Below are 17005 nucleotides of genomic sequence, written 5' to 3' on the forward strand. Positions count from 1 at the left end.
AAGCGAGCCAGAACCTTCGCCAGTGATAACAGCGGCCTTTCTGGTGCCAAAATGCTGCTAAGCAGGTACATGGAAGTGATTCGGTATAACGACAATTCCGCTGATCGTGATCGGTTCGGCGTAGGCCGGACCAAGGAGCCTAAGCGACGCTGTTCCGGCACGACTGAGCAAGTGAATGCCGGAACTCGCGAAGCCTCGGTCCGGCCTACAGTTCGCGGCACGTTTCGCCAGATGATTCCTGCATACCTGCATACCTGCTTACGACGCTTCCAAGCCCAGCCGATTCATAAAATGTCCGTTGGCCGTTTCAACACACAACATTGTGCCGCATCAAATCATGGACTTGCTGAAATCAAGAGGGATCAGCATCTCTCCTCCAGCGGAACTGACAGCATTTCGATATCGGAAACCACCTTTGCACAACGGGATGAACGCCGATTTAAGTCCCGCCCTCGCTAAACGAACACTACCCCTGCACAAGGGCGGGCCATTGGCGAGCTTTGAGAAGTGATCGGTTTGTTTTGCAAAACCCTTTCACCTTGCCTTCTCTTTCAGCTGCCAGAATCGCTTTCGCATCTCGCTCAACTTCACGGCATACTCAGGATTGCTGACGAGATCTTGTTCCTCGATCGGGTCGTTCTTTAAGTCGAACAGTTGCTCACGGTCGAACTCGGGCCAGTACATGTACTTCCAATTTTTGCGAACGAGTGCCTCGGACGCGGGGATGAATTCGGTGCTTTTGAGCATCGGATGCTCATAGAAGAACTCGTCACGCCACGCCGGTTTTTCGTCCGACAGGTAGAGCGGTCCGATGTCAGATCCCTGCATCGTCTCTGGCGACTCGATACCGACTGCGGAAAGGATCGTCGGTGCGAGGTCAACGTTTAACGTCATGTCGTCGTTGGTGCTGCCCCGCTTGCTGGCCGCCATACGAGGATCACGGATGATCAATGGGACTCGAATACTTTCCTCGTGTGGATACCACTTGTCGGCGAGCCCGTGTTCGGCGTGATAATACCCATTGTCCGTGGTGAAGATGACCAGCGTGTTGTCGAGGGTCCCCTGTTTCTCCAATTCACCGATTAGCCGACCGCATGTCGAATCGACCTCCGTCGCCAGGCGATAATAGTTCTTCATCATCGTCTGATACTTTTCGGGCGTGTCAAACCGCCAGTGCCATCGGTTTCGGCCTTCGTTTTTTTCATTCCCCACGAACTCAGGCAAACGTTCGAAGGATTCCTGGGTGGCGTTGACGGGGACGGGAATCGTGACGTCTTCGTACAAGTCCATACTCTCGGGTTGCGGCAAAAACTGCAGCGGGTTGTGATCCTCGGCATGCGTCGCAAAGAATGCAACCGTCAAACAGAAAGGCTTGTTATCCGGTCGAGTTCGGAGAAACTCCATCGCATCGTTTTCGTTCTTCTGCGTCACATGAATTTTTGATCCGTCGTCCTCTTCAATCCAGTGTGTTCCAGAATAGGCCCGAGCAAAATCGAACCGGTCAGCGGGAATCCTTCCGTTATGCCACTTGCCAACATGACCGACGAAATACCCGTTCTCACGAAGTAGGCCGGGCAGTGTCTCATCCCAAGCGGTGTCCCACGGCTTGAATGAACGGTTACCGTGCCGCGACATCCATTGGCCGGTGAAAAGCGATGCACGGCTGACTCCACAAATCGCGGTTGTCACATAGTTGTGCGTGAATCGAACACTTTGTCTGGCGAGTTGATCCAAGTTGGGTGTTTTGACGATCGGATTGCCAGCGACACCGAGCGTGTCATGCCGCCAATCGTCGGCATAGAGAAGCAGAATGTTCATCTGATTCAGCGCCTTGGTGCCCTCGTCTGCGTCGCATGGTTGCAGGTCGCAATTGACTAATGCGGTAAAGAAACAGAGCAACAGAGAAAAATGGGTCAGTTTAAACATTTTGGGCTTTATGGGTTACGAATCGATCGTATGAGTATGGGTACTTCATACAAAGTGAATGAAACAATGATAGAGAATTGGGGAGACGACTTCAGTTGTGGCAGCGGGGCAGGAATGTCTTTGCTGAGAGATTCGTGTTCTCGATTGGATCGTGTTGGTGATCGCATTCAAAGTGATCACCAACCGATCCAGTTTATTCATCACTCTCCCCGCTTGTACATCAGCAAAAAGAGTGCATGCGACGTAGAACACGAGCTCAGTCAGCCAACTCTTTGACTTGGATATTTCTGAACAGGATCGTCCCGGCTTTCCCCTTGTGAACCTGCAGTGCAAAGAATCCGTCGGCATAGGTCTCGTCACCCACCCAGTGCGCACACGGAACACCGTTGAGCCAAGTTTTGACCACGTCACCTTGGGCGGATATCGTCACACGATTCCATCCCGTGGCGTCTTCGGCTGCCCGAGCTTTTTTATGTTCTTTCAACCACAACGGGTAGAAGTATCCGCCGCAGCTTTGTCCATAGATACCGCCGGACCAGTGTCGGCCGTTCTTACCCTGTCCTTCAATTTCAACTTGAGGTCCGTACACGGTCTCTGAAGTTGCCCCTGGCGTTTCTCCCGGTTTCGATTTCGACCGAAACTGGACGCCCGTGTTCCCATCGACTTCCATCTTCAGGTCGCAAGTAAAGATGAAGTTCTTGTAGTCCGATCTTTCAGTGCAGAGATACGTGCTGTTGGATCCCGGCACGCACGTTCCAATGATCAGGCCTTCTTTGACTTCGAATGTGCAGGTTCCTCCTTTCGCAATCCATCCGGTCAAATCGGTGCCGTTGAATAGAGGCGTGAAACCTTCTGACAAATCAGGCTCGCCGTCAGTGTTGAGCAACATCTCTTCGGGTTTGGGCGCGTTTGGTTGCTTGGAATACAGTTTTGCCCATTCTTGTTGTTGCGGATCGAGTTCCTGCCCAACGGCATCGTCACTCACGCAAGCCAAGCAAACCAGTGTCACTGGAATCAACAATCGAATGCTCATTGCGTTTTGCCTCGTTAACAGTTTCATTTTTGTTCCCTGGTTGTAGATGATCTTGAAAAGCATCGTTTCTGTTGTTCACCGGCCACATCATTTTCGATCAGTTCCCAAACATCGTGAACGGTGGCAAACACTATACTCGCCCATGCGTTTGTGTAATTCCGTCGTCAGCGTATTGACGATTTTAGTTTGTTCGAGCTTTTCCGAAACGTTCACATTCTCATCGGGATCGCGTTGGTGGTCGTAGAGCATTCGTCGCGTTTGTTTGCCACCGGGACGCGTGTGTAGACTAAGGCGATGGCGGTCGGTGCGGATCGTGTCGCCCGCTTGAAACCGCTCAATCACCACGGACTTACCGGTTCGTTTTGAATTCTTGCAGGAAAACAAATCTCTGTCCTTCCAAGTCATCCGGCGATGGTACTTATGATCATTTCGCAAGGATGTGGGCGGCAGCCTTTGGTTTGGGTAGTTGCACTCGCAATTCGGTTCCGTCGGTGGTAACCGTCGCGTCCACTGTTCTGGTCACTCCGTCGTTCGTGACGGTGATTTGATAGTCGCCCAAGAAACCGCGTTGCTGACTGTTGCCATCGTCGTCGGTGTGAGTCACTTCGTCGGTCCACCACTGGTTGGCGACCAGGTCGACAAACACCTCCCCCGCGGGCTTGATTGTCCAATCTGCACGCCACAGCGCCGCGGCGGGTTTCCAATGCATTTTTTCCCAGAATCCCCACTGCACGATTGCCACAAAGTTTGGATGGCTAAATGAGGCAATCATCACATCGCGGAAATAGTCCGCCTGCAACGCTTCGTCGTCACCGGCGTCCACATCGAATTCACTGAGTTGTAGCTTTGGCGCGATCTCGCCAAATTCGTCATAGACTTTCAGCAACTCTTCGGGAGGAGTCAGCGAGGCCAACCCGAAGTGAGCCATGAAGCCCACGATATCAGCCGGCTGGCCTTGTTCGTTGAGATAGCGAATGATCTCTTTGTATGGTTCGCGTTTGTAACCGTCCGGAAGGATCTTGCCCTCATTGATCGCGTGGGTCGCGTTCGGTGCGAGGCGACGAGCTTCGGCCATGATCTCCGCGTAGATTTTGGGGCTGCCATACTCTTTTTCGTAGGTGTGTTTTCCCCAGCCGATGATGTGATTGATGGTGTCCCACTCGGTGACAAACTCGCTGGTTGCAGGTAGCACGTCATTCATGTGCGCCCAGAGCCACTCGCGATGAGCCTTCGGATCACCGACGAATTCCTTTTCGATTGAATTAAAATCCATCGGAGCCCAAGCAACGTAGTGTCCTCGCACGTTGATGTTGTTACTACGCAACCAAGGAAGAGATTCTTCGAAAAAGATTCGGCGTTTTCGACGTGCCCCCGCGTTATCTCCCTTGAGCCCTTTCCATACGTGAGGCCGCAGTTCCGATTCAAAGGTTACCCGATCAAAATATCTCTTAACAACCTCGCGGTACTTTAGAGCTTCATCCCAGGTGACGATAATCTTTTTCTTAGGATTGACCGGGAAGTCCTCTTTGGCTGCCCCGATTACCTCAGAGTTGATCGTGTTTCCGAACCCGAACGCATGCTTCTGCATCGCGACATGAACGCTTGCGTCCGAAATAGGTTGCCCCTCGGAATCAACAACCGTGATGGCGAGATCACCCTTGCGGATTTTCTCGATCCGCGCGAGTGCTTCTTTTCGCCACTGGGCATCTTCCTGGCGGCCATCGTACATGATCGTTGACCGGGGTAGCGTGCCGATGTCGTACGCAGATCCGTAGTTAATCAGCCGCAAATCGGCGATCTGCACCCTTGGGCCAGCTTCGCCCAAATTGAATCGCAGGCAAGCTTCGGACGAATCAAAATCACCTGTTGCCACAAACGAACGAACGTGCTGTACCCACTCTTTGTACGCAGACAAGTTGTATTGATAGGATGTTGATTCCGGCTTTGCATCAACGAAAAGGTAGGCGTTGTTGGGTTGGCCGCCGGCACCAGGACGTCGCATCCAAAATGAAATCAGCACGACGTCGCCCTTGCTAACCGTTCCGTGAACTGGAACCCGTACTCGCATGTTTTCGGGGTCGCTGAAACGCGTGTCTGATTCGATACTGTAAGCATTGGCGAACGGCATCTCTTCGACCGAGATCCACTTGCCGTTTGCTTCCACATGCTGCGATTGAAAATCGATCGGTTTCTCGGGGCCGAACGTCGTGAGATCGTGCCCACCAGGCGGCGGAGTGATCGCAGTACCTGTCGCAACCGACTGTTCTGCGGTGCTAATTCCTGCCAACGCGACCAGCAAAAATGCAATACTGAGGGCCTGCCGAATCAACGGTAATTGGTGTGATGTGAGCCGAGCGGTGAATGTCATAGTGCTGTTGAATAGGTTGCTAGAGTTATTTGATGCCTTCCTGAAGGCAGGCGAATGGACTGCTTCTTTTGAACCACCGCGGTTCGATTTAGCGGGTGTGGTTGATATCCATCGAGGTCATGTGCTTGGCCGTTAAGCATGATGGACTTGATGGATTCCGCCGCTAACACGAATTCACCGGTGCAGTTTGCTGGGATGATCAGTTCGATCGCGTAGTTATCATCGCCGATCCGCTGCCAGCGAATGCTTGTCGGGCCCTGGATCGAATCGAAGTGGTACTCGGCATCATCCACCTGGCTGATGAATTGCGGTTCGAAAAGGATGTTCTTGAATCCCGGCTTTGTCAGATCGCAGCGAATCCCAGCGATGTATCGCGTCAGGTAGTTGTCGACGTAGCCCAAGAAGTGATGGATGCGGGAACCGCCGCCGGTCCAGTGTTCCCATACTGTCGTAGCGTCATTCGCCAACATCTTGCCGTACCCCGGAAAGGTATCGGTGGAAAGCACATCATGAGCGAGCTCGGCATGCCCGGATTGTGGCATGACTTCCCACGCAGCTTGACCCGTGAAGATGCCTCCATAGACATGCAGGTCGCGATCAACCGTGATGTCCTGAATCAACCGCTTCAAGACTGCTTCGCAGTGTTCTGGCTTGGCGATGCGGCAATACAGTGCCATCGCGTTGGGGCCCTGACGATACCCTGACGGTTTTGTGCCTGTGAAAACGGTTTGATTGGCATCAAAACAGTGCGTGTAGAGTGCCTGGCGAACTTCTTCGGCTTGCGACTTGAAATCCATAGCGTCCTCCATCTTGCCCAGAACCTCCGCCATGTGCGCCATCCGCTGTAGCACCAGAAAGAAGTTCATGGTGGCGTAGACTTCCACACCCTCTTCGCCTTTATTGCCATGCGGTGACGTCCAGTCGCCGTAACCGTCTTTGAAGATGCCCCGTTGTCCCGGCACACCGTTGTGTTTCCACACGCCTTCGGTAAAAAGTGAAAGCCTGTCCCAATTGCGCTCGAAGATTCGGGTATCACCGTAAGTTTGATACATGTACCAAGAGACATGAACACAGGCGGCTGACCACAGCGGCGAACGGCCACGCTTGCGAGCGTTGCTGTTGCAAGGCGCGATCGCAGCCATGCTGCCTTCGTCATCCTGGGTATCGAGCATGTCGCCGACAAACTTGGTCATCAAAGCGGCCAAGTCATAATTGGCCATCCCGTATTCCATGCCGGTAGTAGCATCACCCATCCAACCATTCTTTTCACGGTGCGGGCAGTCGGTGGGGATGCTATGCAGATTGGATGTCAACGAGCGACGGCAAATCATGTGCAGTTGGTTCAGCATCGCATCGGACGTTTGGAATGTCGACACATCGGTCACGTCCGAGTTGACTTGGCAGACCTCGACATCATCGGCGGTCAAGGGCTTGTCGTGTCCCTTGATCAACGCATAGCGAAACCCTTTATATGAAAAGTGACATTCAACAACTTCACCCGGTTCGCCTTTGGCAACGTAAGCATTTTGCTGGTAACCGCCGGGCTGGCTGTGTGTGAGTGGATCCGAGTCTTCACCGTAGTAAATGGTGATGGGGGTACCTTTGGGGGCATCTACCTTGACGCGCAGCCAGCCCGCCAAGTTGGTGCCGGCATCAACGAGGAAACTTCCTCGACCGCCTGGTTTAACGCCGACGGGCCGAAACGTTTTCACCACACGGATCGGCTCACAGAGTTGCGATTTCAAGTCACCTTCGGGCGCAGGAGCCGAATGTACCGAGTCCCAACCGGCGTCATCAAATTCGGGTGTATTCCAACCAGGAATTTCCTTCGTTGCGTCGTACACTTCGCCCATGTGGGGGCAATCGTATTGAATGGGACCGCCGGTGACTTTCCAACTCAGGTCGCTGACCACGTTGTCCGTCGTCCCATCTTCATAGTCAATCTTGATCAGGCACTTCAGCTTCGGTTGGCCAATGTAGCCGCCCTTCTTGTAGAAGCCCCAGTGATCCAGAGCGAGCATCCCATAGTTGCCGCGTCCCAGCATCACTCCGATCGCATTGTCACCGTCGCGAACCAGGTCGGTTACATCGTGCGCGACATACAGTACCGTTCGGTTGTACTGGGTCCAACCGGGATCCAGCACATGGTCGCTGACGCGGGATCCATTGAGGAACAATTCATGATACCCCAGGCCGCAAATGAAGACCTTGGCACTAGCGATCGGTTTCTTCGCGGCGAATGTTTTGCGCAGCAGCGGCGCGGGATCGTATCGGTTATCGCCATGAAAATACATACGCTCGAACATATTCATTCGGGCACCGAAGTACGAAGGAAGATAGAATTCCTGGCATTTCAATTCGACCTCTTTACGCTTCCACCACGCATCTTGCCAAGTGTCGTGTTCTTTCCAAGCGATCCACTGAGAATCCGTCCAATCACCATCGATTAGCAGTCCCGTAGCAAACTTGGCCATTTGGCTCCATTTTGATGGTTTGTCGTCTCGGCCCCAAACGCGAACTTTCCAGTAGTAATCCGTGGCGGATGACAGAGGTTTTCCGTGGTATGCGATGTGGACGCTGCCGTCGTGCTGAGCCTTGCCAGAATCAAAGACATTGCCTTTGTTTTCTGCGATCAAGGATTCACTGGACGCCACGATTAATTGATAAGCGGTTTGGACGACATCGTTTTTTTCTGAAGTGACCTGCCAGAAGAAACGCGGATCAGGCATATCGATACCTTGCGGATCGGTCAGGTATTCGCACTTCAGTTCGGTCGGTTCGATGTCTGCGAACTGGCTCGAATCATGAAGAGACGAACTCCCTGCTTTTTCAACGTCCTGTGGCCGCGCATCATCCGACCGCGTGATGCCCAAAAAAGCGATCACGAGGAAGAATACGTAAATCTTTGGCGTGGTGGGGGGCATTGATTTTGGATGGGTGAATGTGGTGACTTAATTGGTGCGATTAGGATGCAATCGTTCAATCGTTAGCGGTAGGAGTACTTTTTGACCTTCATGCACGCCTTCGTCTGACGACTATACGGATAAGAATTCCATCACGGTTTCGTTTGATTTCGATTCAACATTTCTTGGTGCTTCTTAAGTTTGGCACGTTGGGCATACGTGACGGGTTTCCAGTTTGCGGGCAGCCGCCCTTGCGGTTTCACTTGTATCGCGTCATCCGGGATCTTTGAGCTTTCACGCTTGATAAGCGGAAGATCATCGGGCAAACGTTTAAGATAGAACTCTTTGAATTGAATCTTCATCGGCGGCCCGACATGGACCTGCACCGCCAAGGCTCCTTCCAACGCACGTCCCGATTCATCGAGATCAATTACATCCACTGTCTTCTGGTCGTCGATCCAGTGACGTAGATGGTTGCCTTCGGCAAGGATTCGATACTGGTGCCATTGGTCGGGTGCAAAACTGACAACGGGCTTTGATTGAGTAATCCATGGCTGCCCCTCGGTGTCGATCACAACCGTCTTGCCCTGTCGCGCAAGAATGCGACGCCCCTGCTCTTCGTAGAGCATTCCGTTGTACGCGGGTTGCTTCGCTACGATATCGCACTGGTAGCCAGAAACCCGATGTGGCCCGAGGTCGGGCCGAACCTTGCCTCGATACTGCAGTCCGCTGTTGCCCGCTTCACTCACACGAACCATGACTTGTAATTCGAAATTCTTTAACGGTTGACCCTGCCAGACGATGAAGCGGTTCGCGGTCAACGTTCCGTCGGCGACGCCCGTCAACGCACCGTCTTCTACGGTCCATTCGTCGCCGCCTTTCCAGTCGTCCAAATTCGTGCCATTGAACACACTAACGAATCCTGCCGGTGCTTCCGCGTTCGACCCCGTCCCTTCGGAATGCGTGACGGGTTTGGACGCTATCCATTCCAATTCATGCTGGCCAGCTTTTAGATTGAAGCTTTGGGCGTCACCGACCGCTTCTCCGTTGAAGCGAAGATTTGCGATTGGATCAGGCAGACGTGTCTCCGCGACACAGTTGGGTGGAATCTCAATCTGCCAGGTGACCGAACTGCCTTTCTTTTCCCACCTGCTTTTGACGGTTCCGTAGGAAGTCCGAAGCGTTCCACTGGCATGATCCAAATCGGTGGGAATGTGCGGAGCGAGCAACAACTGTCGCATTCCAGGATGCTCCGGATGCGATTGGATGCCGGCGATGTCGTTGAGCAACCATGCCGAGGGGTGATTCATTGCGTGATGGTCTAACGACTGCACCAACTGACGACTGCGAGAGTCGTTGCGAAACCTTTCAAAGATCGTTGTCGCGTCGTAGTCACGGATACTCTGCGCGATGCCCGGATAACTTGGATTGCGAAGCATCTCGAGCGCTAAGTCAACGTTGCCAGACTTAGTCAATTCCGGATAAATGTTGTATGACATGAATCCGCCGTCAAACTGCTTGCCGTTCTCTCGGTAAACCTTCTCAAGCGATGCTGCCAACGCCGGACGTTTCGAGGCATCCACAATGCCGAACGACAACGCAAGACTGTCGTGAGTTCCATTGCCGAACGTGTTTTGTTCCTCGTCGTAGTATCTGTTGACAACTGATTTCGCGATGCGTTTGGCGAGATCACGACTCCAATTGGCGTCCTTTGTATTCCCAAGTGCTGCCGCGAGATCGGCAAAGCGATCCGCCGCTGCGTAGAAATTCAGCGCCGCGATAAGCTGGGGATCGGCTGGCGTTCGATCGATCCCGATTGGCGGAGCGTGATCCCCGTAGCGGTAGATGTGCGGGATCAACTGAGGGGAATTTTCTTCAAAGAAACGCGGGAAGTCACGCATTTCCTGATAGTGATCTTTTGCCGAGCCTAGATCACCGCTGAGTTGGTAGTGATGCCAAGCGGTGAACAGCGGCGATACCGACCAAGTGAAGTCAAGCGTTTTCCTGGTGGAACGTTTTCCAACACCGATCCGGCCAGGGATTCCCAGTGGATCCATCGGAGGCGTGTAAAACAGTCGGGCCTGTTGCCGGTAAAAAGAGCCCGAATCGAGCGTGTAAAGTCCTGTTGCCCATGACGAGTGCAGATCACCGCCCCACAAGCACTTCTCACGATGGGGACAATCTTCCAGAATGGAATGCATGTTGTTGAGGTGCGTTTGAACGCCCATCTGAAAGATCCGATCGAGCAACGGATCCGATGATGAGAAGGTGGCGATCACGGGCGTGTCCGTGTGAACCACCAACCCTTTGATTTGTCCCGGCGATGGCGGTTGGCTGAGTCCCGTCATCTCAGCGTAACGAAAACCGTGGTAACTGAAATAGGGACGCCACTGATGCGGCTTGCCATCCGCGATAATGCGGTGGTGCTGGGGTGCGGCATGACAATTCCAATGCGACTTGGGCACGTTGTCGAGGTGTGTGTTGTCTTCCGCGAGCATCTCGCTGCAACGCAAGCGAATCACTGTGCCGGACGGTTCATTGAATTGCAGACCGATTCCTCCGCTGATGTTTTGTCCTAAGTCGACAACCCAAGTTTTTTCGCCAACTTGCCATGTTTTAACGGGATCGATTTCACGTACGATGCGGATGGGAGGAAAGTCCTGTGCAACCAATTTGGGTGACAATGGCTTGACTTTCTGGACCGGTTGCCAACCATCAGGCGTTCCGGGCGTCTTCCATTCTTCGTGCCATTTGCGATAGTCGATGTAGTCGCCACGGAAAACGCTCGATTCGGTGAGCCCCGACTCTTTCCAATGCCAGCTACCATCCGAGATCACCTGTTGGTGGGTGCCATCGGTGTAGCGGATATCGATGTACGCACGCAGACCCGGCTTTCCGTAGCGAAAACGCGCGTGCGAAAACATGCGAGTGTTGTTGTACCAACCATCGCCCAGCAAAACGGCAATTGCGTTGTCGCCCGCTTTGACCTGATCGGTGATGTCGAAAGTTTGATAGTGAGCAAACTGTTCGTAGTCCGTCTGGCCCGGATCGAGAACATGATCGCCGACCTTACTTCCGTTGAGATATGGTTCGTGATAGCCGAGGCCGCACACATACAGCTTTGCAGCGACAATCTCCTTGCTGACGGTGAAGTCCTTCTTGTACCACGTGGCCGCCAGTGGAGCGTGAGGCGAAATCTTGGCTTGCCCCAGTGGGCGTTCGCCGTGCTTGCAAACCACCTTTGCCCGCGTGCTCTCACCATCGATCTCGACAACCCAGTCACCGCTTGTACCGATGATCTGTTCGCTGCCGTCGGCGAATACGACCCGCATGCCGAAACTGATCGGAGTCGATCTTTTAGCACCCGTCAGAGTGACGACGATCGTGTTGTCGGCCTTCATTTGAAAGCCTAAGTCCTTGTAGTGGACCGTCGGTGGGCCTTCCGGGCCGCTGAGTCCCTTGGTTTCGTTGACCAGAACCGAGATTGCACCCTCGTCGACATGACTCCACCACGTTCCGGCGTAGACAACCTTTTTGTTGGGGAGCGTGAAGCTGTGTCGATAGGTGATCGTGTCTGCTTCGCTCGCATTCATCGACGCCGCGATCCAGTCGCCCATCACATCGGCGGGACCGTATTCGTCTTGTTGCTCACGATCACAGGAAATCCAGGTCGCACCCTGCCAATCTTGATCCCTTAGCAACCCGGCATCAAACCATGAGGTCTCGGACCAGGGAAGGTTCTCGCCGCGGTCATCTTTGATGCGGACACGCCAGTAAACGCGTCGCTTTGCAGCGGGAGGCTTTCCTTCATAGGCAATCGCGTGTGATCGCACGTCTTGGACCCAACCAGTATCCCAAAGGTCAGGCTGAGTCAACTTGCCGAGTGAGGTCGCCGCCTGAATCTGATACGCGGTCTGCGAAATGTCTTTGCGTACGTCATCCAACCGCCACGACAAAAGTGGTTCGTCGTGATCAACCGCCAGCGGCGTGACGCGATGATCACACTTCAAGCCAACGACACCGGCGATTCCGTTTTCCGGTAACGCGGCAGTCATCATCAAGAGCAGGAGGATGTGAATTCTTGCTGTCATGTTCAAGCTAATAATCGTCTAAGTGTTGTGTGTTGCTGCGTCACATCGAGGTTCGGTGCAAGCTAAAGTTAAATCGTAAACTCACCCTCCCTCGGGAAGGGTCGAGCCGAGCGCGGGGAGGGCGTCCAGTCGCTGCCTCGTCTTCCCCGTCCTAACGTCAGGCGAACGAGTTGGTTTGATCCACTTGATGTTTAAAGGTTTATTTCGAATGCGTGTGTCCCCGCATCCAGCGTTTGACTTGGTTGCCCATTGGGGAACTCGACGGTTGCCGTTGTGTTTGGGGGGACGACGACCTCCATCTTGAGTTTGCCATCACGTAATTGCCAACCACTAATGGCTTTTCCGTAGTTGGTTTCGAGTTCAGCACGTGCTGACGTGAGCGGCCCGCCTATCAACGGACGGACGAAGAAATGTTTGTAACCGGGATGCTCCGGATCGGGCGCTAACCCCGCCACGCGTTCATACATGAACTGGCCGATCGCACCGTAGGCATAGTGGTTGTACGAGTTCATGCTCGCATCCCCGAACCCGTCAGCGCGGCTGTAACTATTCCATCGTTCCCACATCGTGGTCGCGCCTTGGTTGATCGAAAAAAACCACGACGGATAGCTTTCCTTGAACAACAACTCAAAACAAATCTCCGCGTGTCCGATTTCGTCGAAAACGGGGGCAAGCAATGGTGTGCCAAGAAATCCGGTTTGCAGATGCCGGCCTGCTTCCTCAAATTTTTCTAACAGCAAATGTTTAACCGCCGGGCGTTGTTCGGGATCGACCAAGTCGTAGCCCAACCCCATCAGGCACGCCGTTTGTGTCTGCGCGCCCGAAGTCGCCTCACCGTTAGGAAAATATTCCGCTGTGAACGCGGATCGAATGTCAGCGTGCAACTTGCGATATCGTTCCGCGTCATCCGACTTGCCGAGCGCCATCGCGGTCCAGTGCAGAATTCTTGCGTCACGACCGAAGTACGCTGTCGCGATCAGATCTTGTGCGGTGTCACCTTTGCGATCCAGTTTCGCATAGGGCTGCAACCAATCACCGAATCCCGTCAACGTGGGAATCAAGTCATTGGAACGACTCTCGTAGACGCTCACCCATTTCTTCATCGCCTCATAGTTGTCTTCCAGAATCCGGATGTCGCCGGTTCGTTCGTAGACTTCCCAAGGAGCCGTCACGACCACATCTGCCCAGCCTGGGCTGGAGTATCCAAAGTTAGTCGCGGGAACAGTATGCGGGATCTCGCCGTCGTCGGTCTGTTCATCTCGTACGCTTTGCAACCACCGAGCCCAAAACGAATACACGTCGTAGTTGAAGAACGACGTTGGCAAAAATGCCTGAGCGTCACCCGTCCAACCCAACCGTTCGTCACGCTGCGGGCAATCAGTGGGAATATCGAGGAAATTGCTGATTTGGCCCCAGCGGATATTGCTTTGCAGTTGGTTCAGCTTGTCATGCGAGGACGTGAAGCTACCCTTGGATGAAAAGTCGGTATGAATCACGTTGGCGACAACTGCATCGGTTGTCAGCTCGTCACCCTTGGCCAGACCACTCAATTCAACGTAGCGATAACCAAAGAACGACAGTGACGGTTGATAGGTGATCGTCCCGGTCTCGGCTGCGACGTAAGTGGCTTGCGATCGAGCGGAGCGATAGTTCGTTGTGTAAAGCGTCCCATCCTGCTGAAGCATTTCAGCGAATCGAATCTGGACTGTTTCGCCTTTCGTCACCGGCATCGTGATAGTCGGCACGCCAACTTGGTTTTGGCCGAAGTCGAAGACGTACTTGCCCGGTTCCGGCTGGGTCAGCGCAACCGCTTGCAGTTTTTTCATGATTTGAACGGGCGGCAACCGCTTGGGAACCACCAACGGATTGGTGCCCAATCCAGTCGGCTTCACCGGCTTCCAATCCGTATCGTCGAAACCGACCTCGGTCCATCGGCCGAGTGTCTTCGAGGCGTCGTAGTCCTCCCCGTGATAGAACCCCCCGGCTCGAATCGGCCCTTGATCGGTTGCCCGCCAACTGTCGTCGGTCACGATCTTTTCGACGCTGCCGTCTGCGTAGGTGAGCTCCAACTGCGCCAGCAGTTTCGGCGTCAACCCGGTTAATTCGCTGCGTTTACGCAGTAACAACTTGCCCGCATACCAGCCTTCGCCTAGCAACGCGCCGATCGCGTTCTCGCCGTCGTTGACCAAATCGGTCACATCGTAAGTCAACGACTCAACGCGTTTGGCATACATCGTGTATCCCGGCGACAGCATGTCGTTGCCGACTCGCTTGCCATTGATTCGGAATTCATAGATCCCCAGAGCCGACGCATACAAGCGAGCTCGAACAATCTGCTTTGGTGATTCGAATTCTCGACGCAAGTAGTACGCTGGGTGAGCTTTGATTTGGGGGTATGGATCAAACGCGCGGTTTTCGGCCAATTCCTTTTGCTTGCGAACGCTATTGATTTCGTAGTCGACCCACAGAGATTTGTCGTCTCCGGGGGCCGGGTCGCCGCCGAGTCGGGCGGGAACAACTCGGATCGGCGTTGAACCTCGTTGGATTGCCCTTCGGACGTTCTCGGTGACATCTCTAACCTTTGCGCCCCCTGCGGTGCGATTGCCAAACTCCGCCTTGAAGATCTTCACATCGTCGGGCTTGCGACTTCCGCGATCCAGCTCGATCCATTGAGCGTCCCAGTCATCCTGTCCGAGCAATCCCATTTCGACCGTGGCTTCCTCGCTCCACTTGGACTCCCGATCTTGGTCGTCCCAGAACTTGACTCGCCACACGATTTGTTGCCGTGATTGAAATGCGGGACCTTCGTATTTCACCCACACCGATTGATCCGACTCCACTTTGCCGGAATCCCAAATGGGCTCGGCGTCTTCACCGGACGCGGATCGCGGGTGCACGACGATTCGATATGCAGATTGTGCTTTGACGCCCGCGTCGACAGGCAGTTTCCATGAGAATACTGGCGAAGGGTCGTAAAAGCCGATTGGATCGACAAAGTTCTCACCGACGTTAAGCGAGTCCGGCTGTCTATCGGCGGCGTCAACGAAAGCGGTGCTGATCCAAAGCGATAACACAGCGAGCGAAACTCTTATTAGATTGAAGTACTGCACGGTGGGGGCCTATTTCTTCATATTGACGTTGGTGTTCTCGATTCGTCGCGCTGCGTCGAGTTGTACTGAGAGACGTGAGATGCGTTCGCTCTGATCAGGGGAGCCCGCGAGATTCTTGTCTGGCGTGCTAGTGTGCTGATGGTCGTAGAGTTCCCGCGCGACCACGCGTTTCGTGCCGGCCTGGATCCATTCGGTGTATCGATAGCGATCGTTTCGCATGCTGTATCCCATTGTCGAGCCACGTGGGTACTGGGTCAGAGCGAATGGCTTGAAATCCTGATTCGGATTTTGCAACAACGGCTGCAGACTTTCACCGTCGCAAGACTCGGGGACTTCACCACCGGTCATTGACGCCACCGTGGGGAAGATGTCGATCATTTCCACCAAGGCTTTGGTGCGTCGACCACGCGCGTGGCCCGGCGCAGAAATGATCAGCGGCACGTGTGCGTCCAGCTCGAAGTTCGTGTGTTTGCACCACAGCCCGTAGTCACCTAGTTTGTAGCCGTGATCTCCCCACAGAACGACGATCGTGTTATCACGAAGACCGAGCCGATCGAGTTCCGCCATCACTTTGCCGACTTGTGCGTCCGCAAAGCTCACCGACGCCGCGTAGCCATGCATCAGCTCGCGAGTCATCTCGTCAGACAGTTCCCCTTCCTGCGGAATTCCTTGATAACCGCGTAGTTCACCCCAGATGGTGAAAGCGAGATCCGGCGATCCTTCGGGACGCTGACGACTGGGCACGGTGAACTGGTCTGGCTCATAAAGATCCCAGTAGCGTTTGGGGGCCGCGAACGGCAGGTGTGGTTTGGCGAAACCGACACACATGAAAAATGGCTTGTCTTTATTCTCTTGCAAGGAAGCGATCGCTTGATTGGCAACGATGCCATCACGATAACCTTCATCCTCTGTGACAAAACATTCCGTCGGTGGCCCCTTAGCTGCAAGACGGGTTTGATTGACATCCAGTTTTTGTTCTTTGGCGTCTTCAACACGCCGCGCGATCGCCGCCAACGTCTCGGGATCGGCATACTTTTCGCTGGGTGGTTCCGGGATTTCCGACCAAGACGTTTTGTCATCACGCAGGTGGTGGTACACCTTTCCAAATGACGCGGTCACGTAACCACGCTGCTGGAAGTAGAGTGGCAACGTCATCGCGGTCTTGTTCACCTTGCGAAGCGGAGTGAACAGATCAACGATTCCGGTGTGATCCGGATACTGTCCGCTCATCATGCTGATGCGAGACGGTGCGCAAAGAGCTTGCTGGCAATAAGCCCGTTCGTACAACACCCCTTCGGATGCCAATGTATCGATCGACGGACTTTGAATCGAGTTTACCCCGTAGCAACCAAGCTCCGGACGGAGGTCATCAATATAGAAAACCAAAACGTTTTTGATGTCATCTGCCGTCTGGATGTTCTGAGGCTCTGCAAACGCTTGCGAGGTCAGAATCACCGCGAATGCTGCGGTTAGTGACCGAAAACGAGTGAGTGCGTGCGTCAACCTCAGTCGGCTATGCCTATTATGGAGGTGTCCCAAGCCGAAACGTTTTGCAGAAGCGTTCGGTACATTCA

General features: G+C 53.8%; 9 protein-coding genes. 1 reads left to right on the forward strand and 8 read right to left on the reverse strand.

The features are described 5' to 3' along the window. A partial coding sequence (locus NB063_RS26430) for a hypothetical protein (protein ID WP_250932058.1) occupies positions 1-459 on the forward strand: 459 nt, incomplete at its 5' end. A gap of 75 nt (positions 460-534) precedes the next feature. Here the strand turns inward: NB063_RS26430 and NB063_RS26435 are convergent. The 8 genes from NB063_RS26435 to NB063_RS26470 form a co-directional block, all read right to left on the reverse strand. After that, complete coding sequence (locus tag NB063_RS26435; protein ID WP_250932059.1) at positions 535-1926, reverse strand: sulfatase family protein; 1392 nt, start codon at positions 1924-1926, stop codon at positions 535-537. Between the two features lie 256 nt (positions 1927-2182). Next, positions 2183-2986, reverse strand: coding sequence for a 3-keto-disaccharide hydrolase (locus NB063_RS26440; RefSeq protein ID WP_250932060.1), 804 nt, complete (start codon positions 2984-2986; stop codon positions 2183-2185). Positions 2987-3046: 60 nt separating this feature from the next. Then, positions 3047-3301: a hypothetical protein gene (locus NB063_RS26445; protein ID WP_250932061.1), complete on the reverse strand. Its 255-nt coding sequence runs from the start codon at positions 3299-3301 to the stop codon at positions 3047-3049. 82 nt (positions 3302-3383) lie between these two features. Further along, positions 3384-5327, reverse strand: a complete 1944-nt coding sequence (locus NB063_RS26450) for an endo-1,4-beta-xylanase (protein ID WP_250932062.1) — start codon at positions 5325-5327, stop codon at positions 3384-3386. Continuing rightward, positions 5324-8251 (reverse strand): family 78 glycoside hydrolase catalytic domain, encoded by a 2928-nt coding sequence (locus NB063_RS26455; protein WP_250932063.1) that lies wholly within the window; start codon positions 8249-8251, stop codon positions 5324-5326. Before NB063_RS26455 ends, NB063_RS26450 begins: the two co-directional genes overlap by 4 nt. A gap of 131 nt (positions 8252-8382) precedes the next feature. Continuing rightward, positions 8383-12321 carry a family 78 glycoside hydrolase catalytic domain gene (locus NB063_RS26460; RefSeq protein WP_250932064.1) on the reverse strand — a complete coding sequence of 1313 codons (3939 nt, stop codon included), beginning with the start codon at positions 12319-12321 and terminating at the stop codon, positions 8383-8385. A gap of 191 nt (positions 12322-12512) precedes the next feature. After that, positions 12513-15431 carry an alpha-L-rhamnosidase gene (locus NB063_RS26465; protein ID WP_250932065.1) on the reverse strand — a complete coding sequence of 973 codons (2919 nt, stop codon included), beginning with the start codon at positions 15429-15431 and terminating at the stop codon, positions 12513-12515. Between the two features lie 9 nt (positions 15432-15440). Continuing rightward, positions 15441-16886, reverse strand: coding sequence for a sulfatase (locus NB063_RS26470; RefSeq protein WP_250932066.1), 1446 nt, complete (start codon positions 16884-16886; stop codon positions 15441-15443). Between the last annotated feature and the right edge of the window lie 119 nt (positions 16887-17005).

The organism is Aporhodopirellula aestuarii, from assembly GCF_023701485.1.
GTDB classification, from domain to species: domain Bacteria; phylum Planctomycetota; class Planctomycetia; order Pirellulales; family Pirellulaceae; genus Rhodopirellula; species Rhodopirellula aestuarii.

Excerpts from the sequence above, each read along its gene's own strand:
- NB063_RS26435 (WP_250932059.1), bottom strand. The coding sequence starts at position 1,926 with ATGTTTAAACTGACCCATTTTTCTCTGTTGCTCTGTTTCTTTACCGCA.
- NB063_RS26440 (WP_250932060.1), bottom strand. The coding sequence starts at position 2,986 with ATGAAACTGTTAACGAGGCAAAACGCAATGAGCATTCGATTGTTGATT.
- NB063_RS26450 (WP_250932062.1), bottom strand. The coding sequence starts at position 5,327 with ATGACATTCACCGCTCGGCTCACATCACACCAATTACCGTTGATTCGG.
- NB063_RS26455 (WP_250932063.1), bottom strand. The coding sequence starts at position 8,251 with ATGCCCCCCACCACGCCAAAGATTTACGTATTCTTCCTCGTGATCGCT.
- NB063_RS26460 (WP_250932064.1), bottom strand. The coding sequence starts at position 12,321 with ATGACAGCAAGAATTCACATCCTCCTGCTCTTGATGATGACTGCCGCG.